The organism is Tychonema sp. LEGE 07196 (assembly GCF_963890365.1).
Taxonomy (GTDB): Bacteria; Cyanobacteriota; Cyanobacteriia; order Cyanobacteriales; family Microcoleaceae; genus Microcoleus.
This window is the reverse complement of record NZ_CAWPRX010000097.1, coordinates 1-22,081: the sequence shown is the minus strand read 5'-3', so window position 1 is coordinate 22,081 and position 22,081 is coordinate 1. Positions and strand designations below refer to the sequence as shown.

Sequence of the window (22,081 nt, the reverse complement as noted above, 5' to 3'; positions counted from 1 at the left end):
AACCAGTCGGCATTCTGCCGACATCGTTTGTGTAGATGCGGTTTCAACCGCCCGATCGTAAAGGAGGTACGTTACCCGGATTTGGTATGATATCAAGTCCGATCGAACTACGGCAATATCCAGGCTTGGCAAGGCTTTTTGAGATTTTCAATTATGGGTCGGTATTGTTGGTGACCCGAGTCCCTACGGAAATCGCGACTGGGTGCTAGTCAAGAGCCTCACAAGCGGGTGCCGATCGCCCAAACTGTCTTTAGTAGTAGAGTGCGATCGGCAAAAAGAAGGATTCGCTACCTCGAAAAAACCTTTATTTATGAAGGTAGAACTGAGAGGAATATGTTATGCCAGCTCAACAACAAACCAATCCGGCTCAACATCAAGAACAGCAACCGGGCATCGAAGCTCAAATGACTCCGCAACCTGAATCCTTTGCCTCCGAGTATCGCGGCAGCGACAAACTGCGCGGCAAAGTAGCCTTAATTACCGGCGGAGACAGCGGTATCGGGCGCGCGGTGGCTATGGCATTTGCTAAGGAAGGGGCGGACGTGGCGATCGGCTATCTCAACGAAGATGGAGATGCTAACAAGACTAAAGGGGCGATCGAACAACTCGGCCGCCGCTGTATGGCGATCGCCGGCGACATCGGCGAAGAAAGCGTCTGTCAAAACCTTGTAGAACAAACAGTGAAAGAATTCGGCCACCTCGACATCCTCGTCAACAACGCCGCCGAACAGCATCCCCAAGAAAGCATCGAAGACATCACCGCCGAACAATTAGAGCGCACCTTCCGCACCAACATTTTCTCAATGTTTTACCTGACAAAAGCGGCTCTAAAACACCTCAAAGAAGGAAGTGTAATTATCAACACTACCTCAGTCACCGCCTACAAAGGCAACCAACAATTGCTAGATTACTCCTCCACAAAAGGAGCAATTGTTGCCTTTACCCGCTCTTTGTCTCAAAGTTTAGCTGAGAAAGGAATTCGCGTCAACGGAGTCGCCCCCGGCCCGATTTGGACACCTCTAATTCCTGCAACTTTCCCGGAAGAAAAAGTTGCGAAATTTGGTGCAGACACGCCCTTGGGACGGCCCGGTCAACCCGATGAAGTTGCTCCCTGTTACGTCTTTTTAGCTTCAAAAGATTCGTCTTACATGACGGGTCAAATTTTGCACCCCAACGGCGGCTCTGTGATTAACGGATAGATTTGTCGCGAGTTAATTTATAAATAACCGCATTTTGTGGGGGGGACTTTCACTCACAATCTCTGACTGCAACTCAGAATCTAAATAAACCCTCCCCCCACAACCGCGTTACCTATAATCTGCGTTAATCTGTGTTTATCTGCTGGTATCTGCGGTTAAAAAAAGATAATTTTGCAACCGCAGATGACAATTGATGAACGCGGATTCACGGAGATTTAGAGAAGAGATATATAAATAATTCCGATGCGAATAGATTTAATATTAGTTTGTGAAGATTTATAAGGTTACAAAAAACAGTAATCCCGCTACCAAGGTGGCGGGATTGATAGGTTGCAGTTTAGCTATTCTCTAGTTTTGCCAGAGTAGAAATTAGCGGACTGCTAAATTAGCTCTTCTTAGCCATTTCTTGCTGGAGCTTGCTTTTGGCTTCTTTGAATTGAGTAGCCATTTGTTCCATTTGGGCTTCGCTCAGGTTGCGGCGAATTTGAGGGAACATATCGCCTTCTTCTTGCTTGACGTGATCCTGAACCGCTGTTTTGAGCTGTTTGATTTGGGCTTTGAAATCTGCCGAACTGGGGTTCATAGCCTTAATTTTGGCGAGCATCTGCTTCATTTCGGCTTGCTCGTCGTACAGTTCTTGGGTATCGGTGTAGTAGCTGCGAACTGCAGGATAAACAATTTGTTCTTCGGCTTCTGCGTGAACGCTGAGGTCTTTGTAAATTTGACCGAAGAATTCTTGCAGTTTTTGAGGATCGTCGGTTTTTTCGATTTCCATAAATAGGGTATCGACTTTGCGGTGATCCATTGTGATGATTTCGACGATGTTCATCTCATCTTTGGTGCGGGTAACTGCACCGCCGATGATGCCGCTCATAGCAGCTACAGCATCTTGGACGCGAGCCCAAACGCCTTGGTCGGGGTCTTTTCCGGTGAGTTCGCGCACGCCCAAAATTTCGAGAACTCCTTTGAGTTGTTCTTGGTGAGCGCGGTTTTCAAAGTTAACTGTGTTGAGGGGAGTAATGGCTGCTTCGATGTCTGCGCCGACTACTTGAGCGGCTTTGTGAACTAACATCCCGGCCATTGTTTGTTGGTGTTTGAGCAGTTCGTGCTGACCGACTTTTTCAAACATTGTGAGTTCAGAACCTTTCATTAGTTTCTGAACTGCTTCGATCATTTTTGTGGTGGTTTCTTTCGGTTCGCTTTGAACCCCGTATTGGACGATCGTAGTTTCCAGTACGCCCAAGTTTTTGCGATCGTCTTCGAGCATATCGCGGAAGCGATCGCACAGTTCGGAATCGTTGCAGGCATTGATGAACAATTGTTCGTTAGCAATCAGCAGATTTTGCACTGCTTTCATGTCTGCTAATTTAGTTGCGATCGCTTGGCGCTTGGTATCTTCTAAGGTAGCTACCATCTGTCGTTTCTCCTCTCGATGTCTTTAGTGTTCTTTCGTGTTCTTATATCTTTTAATTTATTGGAATATTCCGATCGCTTCCTCTTTCTCCCGACTGATTCATTAATATCCCGCGCAACCTATTGACTTTTAAACCAAAAAATGGTAACAGCTTAAGGCTAAGGTCGTTTTAAAAAAAGCCAAAATTACCCTTAATAGCAGCCAACAGTCAACAGCCAACAGCCAACAGCCAACAGTCAACAGTCAACTGAGTTTTGTATCAATTAATCCAGATCGCAAATCAGTAAAGCGCTACGATAGTTGCAGCCGAAGTTAACTAAAGTTTAAGAATAACTAGCTTGTCTCAACTGCTCGCTGCTTTAGAGTTCCCAGCCAATGTCTGGAAGCTGCACAATGGGTTAACGGTCATTCACCAACGGATGCCGGCCACACCTGTGGTTGCGCTAGACGTGTGGGTGAGGGCTGGCGCTACGCGGGAAACCGATGCTTGGTCGGGAATGGCTCATTTTCTCGAACACATGATATTTAAAGGGACGGATTCGATCGCCCCTGGAGAATTTGACCGGGTAATCGAAAATCGCGGCGGTGTCGCCAATGCAGCGACAAGTCACGACTACGCCCATTTTTTCGTCAACGCTGCGGCTGATTATTTAGCAGAAACGGCGCAGCCACTGGCAGAATTGCTGCTGCGCGCTGGGATTCCCGATGCAGAATTCGATCGCGAACGAGACGTGGTGCTCGAAGAAATCCGCCAAGCTCAAGATAGTCCCGATTGGCTGGGTTTCCAAGCAATGATGGAAACAGTTTACCAGCGACATCCCTACAGGCGATCGGTACTAGGAACCGAAGAGTTGCTGATGTCGCGAACTCCCCACGAAATGCGGTGTTTTCATCGGTGGCACTATCAGCCGGATAATATGACTGTGGTGATAGTCGGGGGAATTGATGAACAACAAGCCAGAGACATCACAGAGAAAGCATTCGATCGATTTTCCGATCCGTGGGAATGTCCCAAATTTGCAGCAGAAGCGGAACCGCCACTGGTAGAAATCCGCCGTCAGGAACTCCGCATCCCCCGACTGGAACAAGGGCGGCTGATGATGGCCTGGACTGGGCCGGGAGTTGAACAGTTGCAAAATGCTTGCGGCTTGGATTTGCTCTCAGTGTTGCTCGCAGACGGGCGGACTTCGCGTTTGGTCAGGGAACTGCGCGAAGAATTACAATTGGTAGAGGCGATAGAAAGCTCTTTCTCGCTACAACGGGAATCTAGTTTGTTTACTATTAGTGCAGTCTTGGAAGCGGATGATATCGAACAGGTGGAATCTCGGATTTGCGATCGGCTTTGGGAATTGCAATCGGAGCCGGTTTCGGAGGCAGAACTGATGCGCTGTAAGCGTTTGCTGTGCAATGACTTCGCTTTTTCGATCGAAACGCCGGGACAGTTAGCCGGTCTTTACGGATATTACAGTACGATCGCCACTGCCGAATTAGCGCTCAGCTATCCCACCACGATTCAAGCATTTAAGCCATTAGACCTGCAACGCCTAGCTCAACAATATTTATCTCCCCGTCGCTACGCGGCTGTGGTGCTCAAGCCTGTTTGATTGTTAAGCAAGTGAATATCAATAGACTTCAGATTTCACAGGAGAAGTCACGGACTCGATCGACAAACCGCAGATATCAAACAGATAAACACTGATTCACCCAGATGATTTCAGGGTATTTTCCGATTTTGCCAAAGAGGTCTAATATCTTTTGTACCGGATAGATGTTCGTTTGTCCGGGGTTTTTTGCGCTGGCGGCGCAGCCGGAGCGAGTAGATTTTGTTACATTTAGATATTGTGCGTCCAACCCTAGCCGGTCTGACAGCATCAGTCTGGAACGCACCACTATCAAAGAAACTGGTTTTTTTACTTCATCTGTGAACTACAGCGCGTCTTTTCGTGAAAAACCCGGTTTCTGAGCACCCGTGCGTAAGTCGCCATCGTCAAAAGATCCAAATGGAAAATAGCAAAATGCCGATCGAGTAATTCCAACTTATCTTTTTCCCAATTACACATTCCCAATTCCCAATTATCAACTAAATTAATGATGAAAAATGAAATCCAGCGCACTATTTTAGATAACGGTATCGTTGTCTTAGCAGCAGAAAATCCTGCCGCAGATATTATTTCAGCTAGGATATTCCTGCGGGCCGGTAGCCGCTGCGTACAGCCGGAACAAGCAGGATTGTGTCACTTGCTGTCGGCGGTAATGACTAAGGGAACCGATCGCCATTCTTCGCTGGAAATAGCCGAACGTGTAGAATCGGTGGGAGCGAGATTGGGTACAGACTCGACTACAGATTATTTTTTAGTCAGTGTGAAGACGGTTGCTGCCGATTTTCAAGACATTTTGGAATTGGCGGCGGAATTAATGCGATCGCCCACTTTCCCGGAAGCTGAAGTCGAACTCGAACGCCGCATCGCCATATCAGCAATTCGATCGCAGCAAGAACAGCCATTTGCGATCGCCTTCGAGCAATTGCGACAGGCGATGTACAAAGAACATCCCTACGCTTTCTCTACCTTGGGCACGGAAGCTACGATGTCAAAGCTTACCAGAAACGATCTCGAACAGTTCCACAAAACCTATTTTCGTCCCGACAATGTAGTTATTTCTGTAGCCGGCAGAATATCGACCGAAGATGCGATCGCCCTGATCGATCGCACTTTTGGAGACTGGAAAGCACCTTTAACACCCCTACCCACCTTAAACTTCTCCCCCCTCACGCCCTCCCCTCAAACCGTAGCTAAAGCGCAAGATACCCAGCAATCAGTGATTTTGCTCGGCTACCTCGCACCCTCGGTAAAAAATCCCGACTACGCAGCAATTAAGTTGCTCAATACCTATTTGGGTAACGGTTTGTCGAGCCGGTTGTTTGTGGAATTGCGGGAAAAACGGGGCTTAGCTTACGATGTTTCCGCGCTCTACGCGACACGCTTAGACGCGGCTCAGTTTGTGGCGTACATGGGTACAGCACCGGAAAATACGGTGACAGCTTTTGAAGGATTGCGTACTGAGGTCGATCGGCTAGCCAACACCCAACTAAGCGAAGAAGAATTGCAAGATTGCAAGAATAAAATGCTCGGTCAATATGCTTTAGGAAAACAAACTAATTCGCAAATTGCCCAAGTTTTAGGCTGGTACGAAATTTTGGAATTGGGAATTAAATTTGACGAGCAATTTCAAGCAGAAATTGCTGCAGTTACGACGGCCCAAGCTCAGGAAGCTGCTAAGAAATACTTCATCGAACCTTATATTTCTCTGGTGGGCCCGGAAGCGGCGATTCAGGAATTGGGTGTGATGGCTGTTTGTTGATAAATTTGTGATTTTACTCGTTACCAGGCAGAGCCTGGTAATGCAGAGCCTCCGGATCTGCCTCCATTAAATGTTTGTTATCCAATCTTCAAATATTCAACTTCCAAGCCAGCCTAACTATTCAAAAGTAAAATTAATTCTTAGGCAAAGTCTGGGAATTAGTTTATCTAAAAAATATCTGCGTTTATCTGCGTTTATCTGCGGTTTTTGACAGTTAAAAAATTTATGCAATAAGTTTACTACACAAAAGAAATGATGTTATACCAATTTTAAAAAACCTTGCTACACCAAATAAATTAGAGGTTTTTACCTGTAGGGACACGGCACTGCCGTATCCGGTAATTTATGCTTCTGACAGATAATTCATATACGATTAGTAACCGTAGCAACAATTTGTCAAAATGATGTTAATTCCAGTAACTCAAGTCAAATCTGGGTACAAGCCGCAATCATTTGACACCAGCATAGAAGCCGACGTGCTGATGTTTCAACTGTTGCAGCGGCTGACTCCACAAAAAAAAGTAACTCGCACTATCAACTTTAATCGAGCCGTGCGAAGCCTAGTAATATCGGGAATAGAAAGCCAGTACAATAGTGCAACTCCTGTATTAAAAAGGCAGGAATTTATCAAACTGCGCTTGGGTTCTAATTGGATAAATATTTTATCTTATACTTATAATTGGGTGATTTCGTGATTCAAAATCCAATTTGGTTGGCGCGAAAAATAGCAGATATTCTGGAACCGTTAGGCATTTCCTATTTAGTTGGTGGCTCGGTAGCAAGTTCTTTGCTGGGAGAAAACAGAGCTACAAAAAATTTAGATTTGATAATTAATATTTTACCACAGCAAGCGCCACAACTAATCGGTGCCATGTCCGACGAGTTTTATATTAGCGAATCGGCGGTATTTGAAGCAATTTTTAGATCTAAAAGTTTACCTCGCCAATCGTCTTTTAATGTGATTTATTTGCCTGCTATCGAAAAGGCTCATTTTTTTGTAATGAGTAATAACGATCCTTTTTCGGTTTCTGTAATGAACCGCCGCCAGTTATACGTTACGAGTGCTGGATCGGAACGAGGAATTTATATTTATTCAGCCGAAGATATCATTCTGCAAAAACTCTGTTTCTACAAACAGAATGGGGCTGTTTTTAAGAGGCAGTGGAAAGATGTATTGGGTGTTGTGAAGGTACAGGGCGATCGGCTAAATTTTAATTATTTAAACGAATGGGGGGAATGTCTAAAGGTTGTAGATTTGCTAGCACAAGCGTTGCAGAAATCTGGATTAGAGTAGTCACATTCTCCCAAGTTGTGTATTTAACTTTTTAAGTTGATTCGGCTGCGGCAGATTGGGTGATTTGCCGATCGCCCAAAATTTTGAACTGATGAATTCTACTGATTTCTGGGACGATCGCCCGCAAGCATTAAAAGCGATAAAAGCGATAAAAAAATCAGCACGCTGCCATTGAACCTTTAATGTGCGCGATCGGTCTAAATCACATACAGGCCCATCAGGTCTAATCTATATGTACTTTTTTAGAATATGTACCTTGTAAAAAACTTTCACATTAAAAAAGAGCTGACTCCCTGGCTGGGCGGGCTTCTCGCCACCGGATTGATTGCAGGAGCAGGCTACACAGCTTACAGCCAATTCGCAGTCCAACAGCGTAGCGAAACCGGGCGCAAGGAAAAAACCGTTGCTGTAGAAAGGCTCAACCTGCCGATTACAATTTCGGCAAACGGCACGATTGTGCCGGAACGTTCCGTCAACGTCAGCCCCAAAACTTCAGGAATGCTCAAAAGTTTGCTTGTCAACGAAGGAGATAGCGTTGAAAAAGGGCAGATTCTCGCCTACATGGACGACTCCAACCTCCAAGGCCAACTTACTCAAACTCGCGGACAACTCGCAGCCGCCGAAGCAAACTTGCAAAAATTGCTCAACGGTAATCGAAGCCAAGATATTGCTTCGGCTAAGGCAGTTTTATCTGAACAACAGGCAAGTCTGGAAAAATTGCTCAACGGTAATCGAACCCAAGATGTTGCTGTCGCTGAGGCGCAAGTCGCAGAACAACAGGCAAATTTACAAAAATTGCTCAATGGCAATCGAACTCAGGAGATTGTCGTCGCCGAGGCACAATTAGCTGAACAACAGGCAAATTTACAAAAATTGCTTGAGGGAAATCGGCCTGAAGATATCGCCCAAGCAACTGCCAAACTCAAAGATGCCGAATACGCTGAAAATCAGGCAGAGGAAGAGTTTCAGAGAAATCAAGAACTTTATAATGCTGGGGCGATTGCTTTGCAAGTTGTCAACAATTCCCGCACCGCGCGCGATCGAGCCGGCACGCAAGTCAAACAAGCCGAACAAGCTGTAGCTTTGCTGAAAGCGGGTGCTCGCCCTCAAGAAATCGCAGCAGCGAGGGCTGCAGTGGAGCAGAAACGGCAAGCTTTGGCCCTAGCGCGATCGGGCGCACGCCCCGAAGATATCGCTGCAGGACGGGCTGCAGTGGAGCAAAAACGGCAAGCTTTGGCCTTGGTGCGATCGGGCGCGCGCCCCGAAGAAATCGCCCAAGCCCGCGCCGCTGTCGAGCAAAAACAGCAAGCTTTGGCGCTGCTAGAAGCCGGTTCTCGCCCCGAAGAAATCGACCAAGCCCGCGCCCAAGTTCTCTCCGCTAAAGGCAGCCTGCAAAGCGTTCAAGCCCTGATCGATGACACTGTGTTGCGGGCTCCTTTTAGTGGCACTGTCACCCGCAAATACGCAGATCCGGGCGCTTTCGTGACTCCCACGACGGCGGGAAGTGCGGTTTCTTCGGCGACTTCTTCTTCGATTTTGTCCTTAGCTTCAAAAAATCAATTAATCGCAAACGTAGCAGAAACTAATATTGCTCAGATTCAGATCGGCCAAGCTGCGTCTATTCAAGCTGATGCTTTTGCGGGAAAGACTTTTGCCGGTAAAATCACTCAAATTTCGCCTCAGTCGATCGTCCAGCAAAATGTGACGAGTTTTGAGGTAAGAGCCGCAATTATTGATGACAAACAAATGCTGCGTTCTGGGATGAATGTCAACGTGGAGTTTAAAGCAGGCGAGCTCAAAAATGTTTTGGTAGTCCCCACTGCGGCAATTGTCCGCCAACAAAGGGCAACCGGGGTATTTGTTCCCGGTGGAAAAGATGGCAAACCTGCTTTTATGCCGATTAAAACTGGTATGACGGTGGATGACAAGACAGAAGTGCGATCGGGTTTGAAAGGAGATGAAAAAGTGCTGATTAGTGTACCCGCCGGATTGCGGCCTAAATCCCAAAATCCATCGTCGGGCGGAATTCCGGGTTTGCAACCAGGTGGTAGAACGCGATTGCGTTAATAGTCAGTAGTCAGTAGTCAGTAGTCAGTAGTCAGTAGTCAGTAGTCAGTAGTCAGTAGTCAGTAGTCATTAGTCATTAGTCATTAGTCATTAGTTAGTGGTTAGCAGTTAGTGGTTAGTGGTTAACAATTATCGATTACCGATTATCGATTACCGATTACCAATTACCAATTACCAATTACCAATTACCGATCACCAACACGTCAAAAAAATCACGGATATAGAAATAGCTGTTTTTTCCCGCCTCTTCCTGCTTTTTTATTCCCCGCTGCTTCTTCCTTCTTCCTTCAATCTCTCAATAATATCGTTTGCGCTTGCATCGGAATGATAAAATCGAGTTAACAGTCAACAGTCAACAGTCAACAGTCAACAGTTAACAGTCAACAGTTAACAGTCAACAGTTAACAGTTAACAGTCAACAATCACCTGACGTACAACCGGAATTAATCTAACTAATTACCTATTCCCAACTACCTAATGAAATTAAAGACTCCCCCACCTATTAAGAAAATATCCAACGTTCAAATCGCCTTCATGGCGACAGAAGCGCTGTGGAATAACAAATTGCGTACCAGTTTAACCATGCTGGGTGTAATTATTGGGATATCTTCAGTAATTGCCATTACTTCGGTAGGACAAGGAGTCCAAAAATCAACTGAAGAACAGTTAAAATCTTTGGGTACAAATGTGCTGTTGGTGTTATCCGGTGCTTCGCGATCGGGCGGTGTCAGTCTGGGAAGCGGTTCTGCTACTACCCTGACTTGGGATGACGCAAAGGCGATCGGCAAACAAGCTCCTGCAGTCAAAGCAATTACCGCTTATTTGCAGCGCCAAGTGCAAATCGTTTACGGCGGACAAAATTCATTTACTGCTATCTTGGGAACAGATTTAAACTATCCAGATGTGAAGAACATTCAACCCCAGCAAGGACGGTTTTTTACTGAGGATGAATTGAATGCTGCTGAGCCAGTAGTCGTCCTCGGTTCTAAGGTGCGGGACGAACTTTTTGGAGCCGGAGTTAATGCGCTCTCCTCCGATATTCGCATTCAGGGAAACCGCTACAAGGTGATTGGAGTGATGGAAACTAAGGGGTCTGTAGGGGGAACCGATCAGGACGATAGAGTGTATATTCCCCTCAAAAATATGTCTTCGCGGATTGTGGGGAGAAATTCTTTAGCGGGGATTGCAATCTCTGGTTTTTGGTTGGAAACTGCCGGCGAAGCGGATTTAGCGGATGCTCAATTTCAAGTGGAAAATATCCTGCGTTTGCGCCACAATATTTATCCGCCGCAAGCGGATGATTTTCGAGTTGTCAATCAAACTGAGATTGTTAATACTTTCAGCAATGTGATAGGTTTATTTACAGTTATGGTGGGATCGATCGCCGGAATTTCTTTGGTTGTTGGCGGCATCGGTATTGCTAATATTATGTTGGTGTCGGTTGTGGAGCGCACCAAGGAAATCGGAATTCGCAAAGCGGTTGGCGCTACTAATGCAGCAATTCTGATTCAATTTATGGCGGAATCTATTTTAGTGTCCACCGTGGGGGGAACGGCGGGTATTGGGTTGGGAATTGCGATCGCCTTTGGGGCCGCGACAGCCTTCAAATTTCCATTTGTGGTTTCTGTATGGTCGATATCTGCCGGTTTTGGGCTATCTTTTACCGTCGGGCTATTAGCAGGAGTATTGCCGGCCAGGAATGCGGCTCGCTTAGATCCGATCGCAGCTTTACGCAATGATTGAATTGTACTCATCCGCGTTTATCTGCGTGCATCTGCGGTTAAAGATTCCAAATCTGCCAGCAATGTTAGATTGAGACAATTTAAGATACTAGATTTAATCGGGCGCTTTTCATCCCAAAATACCATTGATGAATAAAAGCTAATTGCAGCAGATGAATTCAAAAGCTCAAAAGTTTTACGTGCGATTCCCTCGTCTTCAAAGCTGACAAAATAAACAGTATCATCAAATATTACAGGTTTATTAGCAATTGCACCAATTAATCTGAAATTCAATTTTTTATAAAGTCCGCAAATGGCTATTTTCCAAGATTTAAAACTATAATCGCCAACTCCAAAAACAGAAAAGCGAGGATTTTGTTGATAAATCTTGCTTTGGCGATTGTCTAAATATTGTGCGTTTTTTTCGAGATAGCACCCAGTTTTAGGAGCTATCTGGCTGATATATTCGGTTGATTCGCCAATAAATTTTTGAGTTACTAAAATATAGCGATTTGTGGCATTAATGCGATTTTGAGCGACATCCGAGCCTTTAAGTAACGGAAATAGATAAGTTTCCTCAAGCTCGACAGCTTCCCCAAATCCATTGACAAAAAGATTATCAATTTTCCGAAACTCCATCACATTCGAGCAGTCATGCTTTACGCCCGATCGCCATTTCGTACCTGATTTAACAGCATATAAATTCCTCAATTTATTGAAAGAATCTATATCTTTAATTAGAAGATTATTTTGATAGCCTATGCGGTGGGATTCTGAACTTTCTAAACTGCTAAAGACATCGCAAAAGTAGTTCTGCGAGATTGAGTCAAACTGACAAAATAACAAACAGGCATCCACATTTGCATTAAAAGACTTTTTAGCATCTATTTTGTAAGTTGCACACCTAGCGAGATTAAGTTTTTTTGAATGAATGTAGTTCAATAACTTTCTGGCAACAGAAGTCTTGCAAAGCATTGCCAGAGTTTCGTCACGATTTTGCAACCAATGAATTGCTTTAATTAGCATCCATTCTGAGATGTCAAAATTACTTTTACCTGTGAGTGCATCTAAACCAGCGTGCTTTTGAAAATTACTTTTTTTAGGCAAATTTTCACTACCAATAGTTCCTTGGTGTGAGTTTGTCACCCAAGGAAAGTTACCAAGTACCAACACCTGATGATTGAATTGCTTAATTAATGATGTCCAGTCAAACTCAAAAAAATCTCCGTGCTTAACCTCACATCTCTCATCCTGTAACAATTCATGTTTGGCTCGTAATTCTGTTAAGTAAATTTGATTGATTTCAACTCCGATAATCTTGCTGGCGGATGGAAAGGAATTTACAGCAGCTTGAATGAAATTACCTATCCCGCAAGTTGGCTCAATGATGACTTTGGGGTTAATATCAAGTTCTATCAATTTCCGACACACCATCTCAGCTAATTCTGGGGGTGTTTGAAAATCTCCGTATTCTAGTTTTGTTTTGCGAACTGTGGAAATCATAAGTTAAATCTATAAACTGCGATAACGCCGTCTTGTTGTCCGGCACGCTCAATTACTCTGCCATACTGAAGTCGCCATTGTAAAGAATTTCTACGGCTATGATGTTGCGATCGCACTTACAAATGTTTATAATATGACAAGTACGTAAGTCACGAACAAAATCTGGTGTAGTTTGGAAAAAAAGGCTCAGATGCGTGTTATTAGCCGAAAAGTTCTGCGAGATTTCTGTGAAAGCCATGCAGATTCCTGTGAGGCACTTTATGAGTGGTATAGAGTGTCAAGTAAAGCCCAATGGCAAAACCTAATTGATGTTCAGCAGACTTATCCAAAAGCGGAGGCTGTAGGGAATTTTACCGTATTTAATATAAAAGGAAATCGATATCGGCTGATAGTCGATCTGGTTTACGTTTCTCAAAGAATCTACATCAAATATGTTTTGACTCACGCTGAGTATGATAAGGATGAGTGGAAAAATGATCCGTACTTTTGATGCAAAATCTTATACAAATTTACTGATTCGGTATCAACCAAAACCGATCGCAAATGAAGCAGAAAACGATGCCGCACTCGCTCTCGCTAGCGAACTGGAACACCGCCCTATGCGATCGCCGGAGGAAGAGCTATTTCTGGAGCTTTTGATAACGTTGATTGAAAAATTTGAAGCTGAAACTTATCCAATTCCTGCGGGGGATGCTGCCTCAATTTTGCGACATCTAATGGATGCAAGAGATTTGGACAAGTCGGATTTAATTCCACTTTTGGGGACGGAAACAGAGGTTGAAAAGATTCTTGTCAGTCGAAGGGCGATCGCCATAGATGAAGCCAGAAAACTAGCTGATTTTTTCGGAGTAGATATTAGTTTGTTTCTCGAATTGCGCTCGCACCCTGTCTAACCGCAAAAGTAAGCAAAAAGCCCGCAAGTTGTTTTATTTATGCTGTAACCATTTCGGGTTTGCGATCGGGTGATGCTGGCTCAAAGTACAACACCATGATTTGCTCTGGATGCAGCCCGACAGACTCATAAGTACGTCCGTTGCGATCGCTAAATTCAACCTCAAACGCTGCACCATCAGCCAACAGTTCAACCACAGTCCCTACTTGTCCGCGCCACAGGTTGTATTCAGGAATGTCAACTGTCAAGGCAACAACATCTAGTAATTTAATTGTATTTTTTGCCACTTTTATTACCTCCAGGCACTTATAATAGGGTGTCGGAAAATTCCCGTATTCTAGTTTTGTTTGGCGATCGTTGGAACTCATCTTTTATATTGATAAACTCTTAATTACAACTTATTATTGAAGAAATAACTTAGTTCTCACCACATTTCGCCATTACTCCAAAACAAAAAATCACCGGGATAGCTAAAGCTAATATCTAAACTCGCAGCAGTATATTCCTTATAAACGGGATGGAATTTATATTCCAAGGATTTTATTTTTGTTATGAGTATAGTATCGATAAAACAAAGTCTACTGATAAGTTCTATGTAAAATTCTTCTGTTTTTCCCCAATCCTCTAATTCCTCTATACCTGAAGTTCCTAAAGATGTTTGAACGAAATAAACTAAATCATTATAATATTCTAATAAACTTAAATCATTATAATCTTCTAAGAAGATTATTCCATCATCATCCGGATTTATAATCCTCAAACTCTCAATTTCTTCTCGTAGCTCTTTTATGAACTCCTTTTGTTGAGCTATTTTTGCAAGCAGCCGATTAATTTCCTCATCCGGAGTTATAATTATCCTACTCTCAATTTCTTGCTGAAGAAGTGCAACTCTATTTTTCTCGTCCTTAAGCTGTAGCTCGAAACTTATTTTGGCTTTTTCTAGCTCTCTGGCATTCTCTTCTAGTTCCTTAACTTTTGTTTCTAATTGACGTGAATTGGAGTTTAATGAATTTAACTCATAAAGTTTTATTTCTAATTGTTTTTTTTCTTGCTCTAGCTGGTTATTATCTATCTCTAAAGGTTGAATTAGGTCTAGTGATCGTCTTAGTTCTGACTCTAAATAATTTTTGCTAGCTAGGAGTTGTAGATTATCTTGCGTCAATCTAGTATTATTATCTTTAACTTGATTTAAGTCTCTTCTCAGAACGTCTCTTTCTTGCTGTAAATCCGTATTTGTTTTAATGAGTGATTGATTTTGGGCTATGACTTCATTAAGCTGTCTAGTAACCTCTTTAACTTTCTCGATTAAAAATTCCCACGTTATAAACTCTATATCTTGACTACTGAGAGAACCACCCAATTCTTGAATAAGAACTTTTTTATGAGCTTCTAGTTCTTCAATTTTTTGTTCAAAGTAAACATTTTCAATACGAAGATTTGTTGAAATTTTCCTTACTTCATCTCTTTCGCTCTCAACGCTTGCTAACTGTTGTTGTAGCTTTTGAACCGTCTGCTTCAAAGAATTGTTCTCAGTAGTAGCTGCCTTGAGTTCTGCCTCTGTTTGCTTAAATCTTGCAAGGATTTGAACTATAAAGGCGGTAAATAGGTTATTTCCTTGTTGTAACTGCTTGTTTATTTGCCTAAGCTCAACTGTCTGTGCTTCGAGCCTGTTATCATCCGGTTTGTTCTTACCCCTGCGAAGTTGCAGGTAAATTATTACGATACTTAAGTAATGCTATTAAACCCGCAGTTTCGTAAACCATACGAATAATTTTTTGAAAATTGCGTTTTTGGACATCGGTTCCCCGGCAGAGGCGAGGAAGCAGTTAATAAAAAAACAGAGGGCGAGTTTCACATAAAACTTAACCGCAAAAGTCCAATTTTATGCACTAAACCCGCCCTCGCAAAACTCCCTTAATAAGCGTCTTGCAGTTCGTAAAAATCAGGGGAAATGTAATCTTTCCGCAACGGCCAGCCTACCCAATCTTCGTTCATCAAAATCCGTTTCAGATTCGGATGTCCTTCGTAGACGATGCCGTACATATCGTAGGATTCCCGCTCTTGGAAATCTGCCGCTTTCCAAATCCAGTAGACTGATGGTACTCTCGGATCTTCGCGGGGAATGAATACTTTGACGCGGACTTCTTCGGGGTGGGAAGCGTTATCTGTCAGCTTGGCTAAGTGATAGACGCTGACTAAATCTTCTCCCGGCCCTTGGTCGTAGGCGCACTGGCACTGCATATAATTGAAGCCGTAGGCATACAGTGCTGTTGACATCGGAATTAGGAATTCTCGATCGACCTTTAATATCTCCACGCCCAAATTATCGGCCGCCAAAGCTTCGTGTTCAAAGCCATTTTGAGTCAGCCACTGAGAAACCTTCCCGGCTTCCACAATCGCAGATTCTGTCTCAGCCACGTTGTACCTCCTGTTTTTGTCCTGCAAGCAGGGCGGGCGGTACTGGCATTCCCATTGCTTCCGTCAATTCCTTCGGCGGGGCTATCCGGCCGGGAACTGACAAATACTTGCCGTCCAAAATGTCATCTACTACTTTCATTTTGTGGGGTCTGGTGTAGTAGCGGTGGGTGGGCTGCAAGTTGCCACGTTCCTGCATCGAGTCGTTGGCGATTTTTTTCCGCAGTTTGATAATTGCGTCAATAATCGCTTCTGGACGCGGGGGACAGCCTGGTATGTACACGTCTACGGGAATCAGTTTGTCAACGCCTCTGACTGCTGTGGGGGAGTCTACGCTGAACATTCCGCCGGTGATGGTGCAAGCGCCCATCGCGATGACGTATTTGGGTTCGGGCATTTGTTCGTACAGCCGCACCAAAACGGGGGCGTACTTCATGGTGATTGTGCCGGCGGTGATTAACAAGTCGGCTTGCCGGGGACTCGATCGGGGTACTAAGCCGAATCTGTCGAAGTCGAAGCGCGATCCGATCAAAGCTGCAAACTCGATGAAGCAGCAAGCCGTGCCGTAAAGCAGCGGCCACAGGCTCGAAAGTCTCGCCCAGTTATAGATGTCGTCAACCGTGGTTAGGATGACGTTCTCTGATAATTCGGATGTGACTTGCGGGCGCTCTGCCGGATTGACAATTAGCGATTTTTGTGATGTGTCTGAACTTAAGACCATTCTAAGGCTCCTTTGCGCCATGCATATACAAGAGCAATAACGAGGATCGTGATAAAAAACAAGGCTTCGATAAAAGCCAAGAGTCCTAGCTGGTTGAAAGCTACCGCCCAAGGATATAGGAAGACAGTTTCTACGTCGAAGATGACGAAGACCAGGGCGAACATATAATATCGGATGTTGAACTGAATCCAGGCTCCGCCGATCGGCTCGACGCCAGATTCGTAGGTAGTGCGTCGGTCGTAGGGACGACTTTTGGGCCGTAGTACCTTAGACGCCGTGAGGGCGAGGATAGGTACTAGGCTCGAAATTAGCAGGAAGCCTAAAAAATACTCGTAGCCGCTGAGTGCAAACACGGTGAATAATTACTGCCTCGGTGAAAGGGTTTGTAACTCTATCTTTACATTATATGGATTCTGCGTAGCTAGAATTACGAATTAGTTGAGATTAATCGTCCATATTCTGCAATAATTTTTAATGTATCTTTTAAGATTAGCTTACGTACCCTTTTGGAGCTATGAGCGATCCAGCCACTGAGACTAAAACCCTCGATCGGCACGAGTGCCGCGCCTGCGGCTACGTCTACGATCCGAAAAAGGGAAATCCTAAAGTTGACATTGCCCCTGGCACGGCTTTTGAAGATTTGCCCCAAACTTGGGTCTGTCCCGTTTGCGCGGCGCGCAAGTCCATGTTTCAAAATCTCGGTCAGCAGGAAGGGGTTTCGGGATTTAAGGCAAATCAGCGCTACGGTGTCGGTGTCAACGGTATGACCGAAGGTCAGAAAAGTTTGCTGATTTTTGGCGGCTTGGTCGTTGGTTTCTTGTTTTTACTTAGTATGTATGGTTTGCAGTAGGACGATTGTGAGATTTTGGCAACGAATTGTAATGTTATTGGCGGCTGCGCTCATTTGTACGAGTTGCAGCACGATCGGTTCTGTGAGTTACAACCCCTGGCAGGTGATATCCTTGCCGACGGAAGCTAATTTGCAGGATGTTGCCTTTACCGGCAGCAATCCCGATCGCGGCTGGGTTGTCGGTTCGGAGGCGAATCTGTTTGAAACGACTGACGGCGGCACGAACTGGAAGCAGATCGGTCTGGATCTTGATGAGCCGAGGTCGCGTTTTTCGTCGGTGAGCTTTTCCGGTTCCGAAGGCTGGATTGTCGGCCAGCCTTCGGTTTTGCTCCACACTACCGATGAGGGCAACTCTTGGACGCGGATTGCTTTGAGTGCTCAGTTACCGGGTTCTCCAAGTACGATCGCCGCCTTGGGCCCGAAGTCTGCCGAGATGACGACGGATGTGGGGGCGATTTACCGGACTTCTGACGGTGGCAAAAATTGGAAAGCTATCGTTCAGGATTCCTTTGGGGTAGTTCGCAACATCAACCGTTTTGAAGACGGCCAATATGTGGCAGTTTCCTCAAGGGGCAATTTCTATTCGGTGTGGAAACCCGGACAAGAAGCTTGGGAACCTAGCAACCGCAACAGTTCTCGCCGCCTGCAAAATATGGGCTTTACCAAGGACGGACGTTTGTGGATGCTCGCCCGCGGCGGTCAAATTCAGTTTGAGGACCCGGAGAGTGCTGAAGGTTGGGGAGAACCGTTTTTTCCCGATCGCAAGGCTAGTTGGGGTTTGCTAGACATGGCTTACCGGACTGATAATGAAGTTTGGGTAGCCGGCGGCGGCGGCAATTTGCTGTGCAGCTTAGATGGCGGGAAAACTTGGCAAAAAGACCGCGAAGTTGAGGATGTTCCCGCTAATTTTTACAAAATTGTCTTCATGGGGCCCGATCGCGGATTTGTGCTCGGCGCTAAGGGCACTCTACTGAAATATCAAGGTTCAGCACAAGCTGCTTGATAGTAGAATAGTAATAGAGATTGTCTGTCGATTTGTTGTTGAAAGGAGGATTCTAAATGTCAGGTACAACTGGAGAGCGTCCGTTTGGGGACATTATTACAAGTATCCGTTATTGGGTAATTCACAGCATTACCATTCCGGCTTTGTTTATTGCTGGATGGTTGTTTGTGCAAACCGGTTTGGCTTACGATGCTTTTGGCACTCCTCGCCCCAACCAGTATTTCACAGAGCAGCGCCAAGAAATCCCGATTGTCTCAGATCGCTTTGAAGCTAAACAACAAGTAGATCAGTTCATTGCCAAGTAATTTAACAAGGAGTTGGAAAAATGACTAGCAGAACGCCAAACAATGAGCCGATTTCGTATCCGATTTTTACGGTACGCTGGTTGGCAGTTCATACTTTAGGTGTCCCAACAATTTTCTTTTTGGGCGCGATCGCAGCAATGCAATTTATTCAACCATAGGAGTTTACGATGCCTGAACGCATTCCTAATCCCAACGAACAACCCGTCGAGTTAAATCGGACTTCCCTTTATTTGGGTCTGTTGATGATTTTTTGTCTGGGTATTTTGTTCTCCAGTTATTTCTTTAACTAACTGGTGACGCTAGTTTGATGTCTGCAGTTCGATGAATTTGTTTTGCTGTGAATTAATGAGGTGATGGCTATGTTTAGTGAAAGTGGCAGAATTCCTTTGTGGCTGGTAGCTACTGTCGCAGGCCTAGGTGTTCTGAGCATTGTGAGCCTTTTCTTCTACGGCGCTTATGCCGGTTTGGGTTCTTCGATGTAAGGAGAATCTCGCGTATTTTACGCCTCAAACCCCCCTAAAAAAAAGGGGGGTTTAATTATGCGAATTTGGTTGGTAAATCCGGGATAAATATTAGAAAAAGTGTTGATTATTTGGCAAGTTTATGATATAAAACTGCTTTTGGTCAATAAACTTGTAGGGACGGGTTAACCAATCACGCTCTCATATCATGTCCACACTACGAACCCACGAGAAAATCTCGCCCGAAACCGGGTTTCCTTCGAGATATTTCGCCACCAAACCGAGATTTTCCCAGAAACCAGGTTTCTGAGCCCCCGGGGCCATCTCGCCCGAAATCCGGTTGATTTCGAGATAGATCCATAAAAACTGGATTTTTATCTCATCGGGCCTGCTTTGGGAATTAGCCAAAAGTTGCGAGTAGAATAGTGCAAGAGCCGATCGCTCGATCGTAGTCCATAGCGAAATATGACCCCACCGCAGCCGCCCCGCAAACCTCAAACCGTCTTGGGTGCGATCACCCAAGCAGTCCAGACTATTGCCAAGGTTAATTTTAACCAGCTAGCCCTGAAACCGAATGCCAAAGTACCCGAACTGTGGGTACAAGATGCGGGTGCAGCTAAAGCTGAGGTTTATCCGCTATTGGGCGATCGATATTTGTTAGGTCGATCGTCCAAATCATCAGATATTGTAGTTCGCAATCCCGTTGTCAGTCACGTCCACCTATCCCTGTCGCGGGATACTCGGCGGCGGACTCCTTTTGTCATCAAAGACGAAGACTCAACCAACGGCATTTACTCCGGCAAAAGGCGAGTTAAAAGTATGTCCCTGCGTCACGGAGACGTGTTCACCTTGGGCCCGCCGGAACTCGCCGCCGCCGTCAGAGTTCAGTACGTAGATCCGCCGCCTTGGTATTTGGAACTTGTGCGCTACAGCTTTTACGGAGTCAGCGGCATCACCGCTTTGATTGCGGTGTTGGTAGGTGTTGAATCGACCAAGTTTCAAGTGCGGCCTCTGCCGAGAAGCATCAACGGCCCCGTGATTGTTTACGCCCGCGACGGACAAACTCCCCTGCGCCCTCCTCAGAATAACGCTCACGTAGAATTAAAGGGATTGCAGGATTTTTCGCCTTATTTATCCCAGGCGGTACTTGCTTCCGAAGACAGCCGCTACAATTGGCATTTGGGCGTAGATCCGATCGGGGTTTTGCGGGCGCTGTTGACCAATGTTCGCGGGGGAGGAATTCGCGAAGGCGGCAGCACAGTGACGCAGCAGTTAGCGAGGAGTTTGTTTCGCGATTATGTGGGAACTCAAGATTCCGCAGGACGCAAGTTGCGGGAAGCCGTAGTAGCTTTGAAACTGGAGAATTATTACAGCAAAGACGAATTGTTGCTGACTTATTTGAATCGCGTGTTTTTGGGAATTGACCTGTACGGTTTTGAGGATGCGTCTCGGTTTTATTTTGGTAAGTCCGCTAAGGATTTAACTTTGTCGGAGGCGGCGACTTTGGCGGGTATTTTGCCTGCACCAAATAGCTTCAATCCGATTCAAAATTATCAGTTGGCTGTGCAGTATCGCGATCGGGTGATCGAACGGATGCGGGCACTGGGGACAATTTCTCAGGAAGAAGCCGATCGCGCGAGGCGATCGAGAATCGACATCAATCCCAAAGCCCGCCAATATCTGCAAAGTACGATCGCTCCTTATTTCTACAGTTATGTATTTGACGAATTGGAGTTTTTGCTGGGAGAACAGTTAGCCAGAGAAGGCAATTTTATAGTAGAAACAGGCTTGAATCCCAGCCTGCAAAAAGTAGCCGAATCTTCCCTCAAAAATGCCGTAGAAAATGCCGGAGCCAGTGCAGGTTTTTCTCAAGGAGCCGTAGTAACTCTCAATACTGCCACCGGGGAAGTCTTAGCATTAGTTGGGGGCGTAAGTTACTTGCAAAGTCAGTTTAATCGAGCTACCCAAGCATTGAGACAGCCCGGTTCTACATTTAAGATTTTTGCCTATACAGCAGCCCTAGAACGCGGAATTCCCCCCACCAAAACCTATTCTTGCGAGCCGCTTTCCTGGGGCGGACAAACTTACAGCGGCTGCGAAAGAACCAGCGGCAGTGCTGATATGTATCGGGGCATAGCACAGTCGGAAAATGTAATTGCTTTGAGAGTAGCACAAGATGTCGGTTTAGACAATGTAGTGGGAATGGCCAGACGTTTGGGCATTACATCTCCGCTGCGTTCTTCTCCTGGTTTGGTGTTAGGTGAAAGTGAAGTTAACGTATTGCAATTAACGGGTGCATTCGGAGTTTTGGCGAACCGCGGTTTGGGAAACCGCCCCCACGTAATTAAGCGAATTATTGACAGCAGCGATTGCAAAGATCGAAATGATTTTAACAGTTGTCGGGTGATTTATGACTATCAAAAAGATGGCGTTGCCAACAGGCAGTTAGTTTCTGAAGCTGTAGCGGATACCATGACTGATATGCTGCAAGGTGTGGTGCGGGGAGGTACGGGGAGCAGTGCTGCTTTGGGGTTGGGAGAAGCTGGAAAAACAGGCACGACTAATGATAATAAAGATTTGTGGTTTGTCGGTTATATTCCGAGCCAGCAAATGGTGACGGGAGTTTGGTTGGGGAATGATGATAATTCTCCGACTGCAGGAGGTAGTGCAAATGCTGCTCAGTTGTGGGGGGAATATATGCGGCAGGTGGCGCGTTAAGTCAGTTGTTAGTTGTTAGTTGTTAGTTGTTAGTTGTCAGTTGTGCATTTAAATTGTATGTTGAGGGCTGGCTTTCCTGTCCAACCCCTACTCCCCACCAGAGTAAAAGTTTATTTGATAAGCTGTTGTGCAAATAAACATTAGAACTCTTGCAAAAA

The 22,081-nt window shown here is 45.2% G+C and carries 24 protein-coding genes; 16 read left to right on the top strand and 8 right to left on the bottom strand.

Annotated elements, in window-relative coordinates; all coding sequences use genetic code 11:
- The first annotated feature begins 338 nt into the window (after positions 1–338).
- A complete protein-coding gene (locus AACV78_RS11920; protein ID WP_194009000.1) occupies positions 339–1,199 on the top strand; it encodes an SDR family oxidoreductase in 861 nt (286 codons plus the stop codon).
- A gap of 385 nt (positions 1,200–1,584) precedes the next feature.
- On the opposite strand, the gene AACV78_RS11915 is transcribed toward AACV78_RS11920, so the two are convergent.
- Entirely contained in the window at positions 1,585–2,613 is a 1,029-nt protein-coding gene (locus AACV78_RS11915) for a hemerythrin domain-containing protein (protein WP_194009001.1), read from the bottom strand.
- A 338-nt stretch (positions 2,614–2,951) separates the two neighbouring features.
- On the opposite strand from AACV78_RS11915, the gene AACV78_RS11910 reads away from it, so the two are divergent.
- The 6 genes from AACV78_RS11910 to AACV78_RS11885 all read left to right on the top strand — a co-directional run bounded on the left by AACV78_RS11910 (position 2,952) and on the right by AACV78_RS11885 (position 11,077).
- Entirely contained in the window at positions 2,952–4,217 is a 1,266-nt protein-coding gene (locus AACV78_RS11910) for a M16 family metallopeptidase (protein WP_194009002.1), read from the top strand.
- Between the two features lie 487 nt (positions 4,218–4,704).
- Positions 4,705–5,973, top strand: a complete 1,269-nt coding sequence (locus tag AACV78_RS11905) for a M16 family metallopeptidase (protein WP_194009023.1) — start codon at positions 4,705–4,707, stop codon at positions 5,971–5,973.
- 401 nt (positions 5,974–6,374) lie between these two features.
- Complete coding sequence (locus AACV78_RS11900) at positions 6,375–6,668, top strand: hypothetical protein (RefSeq protein ID WP_194009003.1); 294 nt, start codon at positions 6,375–6,377, stop codon at positions 6,666–6,668.
- Entirely contained in the window at positions 6,665–7,267 is a 603-nt protein-coding gene (locus tag AACV78_RS11895) for a hypothetical protein (RefSeq protein WP_194009004.1), read from the top strand. Before AACV78_RS11900 ends, AACV78_RS11895 begins: the two co-directional genes overlap by 4 nt.
- 249 nt (positions 7,268–7,516) lie before the next feature.
- Positions 7,517–9,334 carry an efflux RND transporter periplasmic adaptor subunit gene (locus tag AACV78_RS11890; RefSeq protein WP_194009005.1) on the top strand — a complete coding sequence of 606 codons (1,818 nt, stop codon included), beginning with the start codon at positions 7,517–7,519 and terminating at the stop codon, positions 9,332–9,334.
- A 477-nt stretch (positions 9,335–9,811) separates the two neighbouring features.
- Positions 9,812–11,077, top strand: a complete 1,266-nt coding sequence (locus AACV78_RS11885) for an ABC transporter permease (RefSeq protein WP_194009006.1) — start codon at positions 9,812–9,814, stop codon at positions 11,075–11,077.
- Between the two features lie 17 nt (positions 11,078–11,094).
- On the opposite strand, the gene AACV78_RS11880 is transcribed toward AACV78_RS11885, so the two are convergent.
- Positions 11,095–12,474 (bottom strand): class I SAM-dependent methyltransferase, encoded by a 1,380-nt coding sequence (locus AACV78_RS11880; protein WP_228042199.1) that lies wholly within the window; start codon positions 12,472–12,474, stop codon positions 11,095–11,097.
- 274 nt (positions 12,475–12,748) lie between these two features.
- Between AACV78_RS11880 and AACV78_RS11875 the strand changes: the two genes are divergently transcribed.
- Positions 12,749–13,048, top strand: coding sequence for a type II toxin-antitoxin system HigB family toxin (locus tag AACV78_RS11875; RefSeq protein WP_194009008.1), 300 nt, complete (start codon positions 12,749–12,751; stop codon positions 13,046–13,048).
- Complete coding sequence (locus tag AACV78_RS11870; protein WP_194009009.1) at positions 13,032–13,451, top strand: helix-turn-helix domain-containing protein; 420 nt, start codon at positions 13,032–13,034, stop codon at positions 13,449–13,451. The genes AACV78_RS11875 and AACV78_RS11870 overlap by 17 nt, the downstream gene beginning before the upstream one ends.
- A gap of 37 nt (positions 13,452–13,488) precedes the next feature.
- On the opposite strand, the gene AACV78_RS11865 is transcribed toward AACV78_RS11870, so the two are convergent.
- The 5 genes from AACV78_RS11865 to ndhC form a co-directional block, all read right to left on the bottom strand.
- Positions 13,489–13,818 carry a DUF4926 domain-containing protein gene (locus AACV78_RS11865; protein ID WP_228042198.1) on the bottom strand — a complete coding sequence of 110 codons (330 nt, stop codon included), beginning with the start codon at positions 13,816–13,818 and terminating at the stop codon, positions 13,489–13,491.
- Between the two features lie 56 nt (positions 13,819–13,874).
- On the bottom strand, positions 13,875–14,969 hold the full coding sequence (locus tag AACV78_RS11860) for a hypothetical protein (protein ID WP_194009010.1): 1,095 nt from the start codon (positions 14,967–14,969) through the stop codon (positions 13,875–13,877).
- A gap of 395 nt (positions 14,970–15,364) precedes the next feature.
- Positions 15,365–15,868: an NAD(P)H-quinone oxidoreductase subunit J gene (locus AACV78_RS11855; RefSeq protein WP_194009011.1), complete on the bottom strand. Its 504-nt coding sequence runs from the start codon at positions 15,866–15,868 to the stop codon at positions 15,365–15,367.
- Positions 15,861–16,586 (bottom strand): photosynthetic/respiratory NAD(P)H-quinone oxidoreductase subunit K, encoded by a 726-nt coding sequence (gene ndhK / locus AACV78_RS11850; RefSeq protein ID WP_194009012.1) that lies wholly within the window; start codon positions 16,584–16,586, stop codon positions 15,861–15,863. Before ndhK ends, AACV78_RS11855 begins: the two co-directional genes overlap by 8 nt.
- Positions 16,577–16,939, bottom strand: a complete 363-nt coding sequence (ndhC, locus tag AACV78_RS11845; protein ID WP_006635500.1) for a photosynthetic/respiratory NAD(P)H-quinone oxidoreductase subunit C — start codon at positions 16,937–16,939, stop codon at positions 16,577–16,579. The genes ndhK and ndhC overlap by 10 nt, the downstream gene beginning before the upstream one ends.
- Positions 16,940–17,100: 161 nt before the next feature.
- On the opposite strand from ndhC, the gene AACV78_RS11840 reads away from it, so the two are divergent.
- The 6 genes from AACV78_RS11840 (at position 17,101) to AACV78_RS11815 (ending at position 19,226) form a co-directional block, all read left to right on the top strand.
- Entirely contained in the window at positions 17,101–17,436 is a 336-nt protein-coding gene (locus tag AACV78_RS11840) for a rubredoxin (protein WP_194009013.1), read from the top strand.
- Positions 17,423–18,439 (top strand): photosynthesis system II assembly factor Ycf48, encoded by a 1,017-nt coding sequence (locus AACV78_RS11835; RefSeq protein ID WP_194009014.1) that lies wholly within the window; start codon positions 17,423–17,425, stop codon positions 18,437–18,439. Before AACV78_RS11840 ends, AACV78_RS11835 begins: the two co-directional genes overlap by 14 nt.
- Before the next feature lie 56 nt (positions 18,440–18,495).
- Positions 18,496–18,744, top strand: coding sequence for a cytochrome b559 subunit alpha (psbE, locus tag AACV78_RS11830; RefSeq protein ID WP_194009015.1), 249 nt, complete (start codon positions 18,496–18,498; stop codon positions 18,742–18,744).
- 20 nt (positions 18,745–18,764) lie between these two features.
- Positions 18,765–18,902, top strand: a complete 138-nt coding sequence (gene psbF / locus AACV78_RS11825) for a cytochrome b559 subunit beta (RefSeq protein WP_194009016.1) — start codon at positions 18,765–18,767, stop codon at positions 18,900–18,902.
- Positions 18,903–18,911: 9 nt separating this feature from the next.
- Entirely contained in the window at positions 18,912–19,034 is a 123-nt protein-coding gene (locus AACV78_RS11820) for a photosystem II reaction center protein PsbL (protein ID WP_194009017.1), read from the top strand.
- 69 nt (positions 19,035–19,103) lie between these two features.
- Positions 19,104–19,226 carry a photosystem II reaction center protein J gene (locus AACV78_RS11815; protein WP_006635506.1) on the top strand — a complete coding sequence of 41 codons (123 nt, stop codon included), beginning with the start codon at positions 19,104–19,106 and terminating at the stop codon, positions 19,224–19,226.
- A gap of 180 nt (positions 19,227–19,406) precedes the next feature.
- On the opposite strand, the gene AACV78_RS11810 is transcribed toward AACV78_RS11815, so the two are convergent.
- Positions 19,407–19,613: a hypothetical protein gene (locus AACV78_RS11810; RefSeq protein ID WP_194009018.1), complete on the bottom strand. Its 207-nt coding sequence runs from the start codon at positions 19,611–19,613 to the stop codon at positions 19,407–19,409.
- Between the two features lie 57 nt (positions 19,614–19,670).
- Between AACV78_RS11810 and AACV78_RS11805 the strand changes: the two genes are divergently transcribed.
- Positions 19,671–21,923 carry a transglycosylase domain-containing protein gene (locus AACV78_RS11805; RefSeq protein ID WP_194009019.1) on the top strand — a complete coding sequence of 751 codons (2,253 nt, stop codon included), beginning with the start codon at positions 19,671–19,673 and terminating at the stop codon, positions 21,921–21,923.
- The last annotated feature ends 158 nt before the right edge of the window (positions 21,924–22,081 follow it).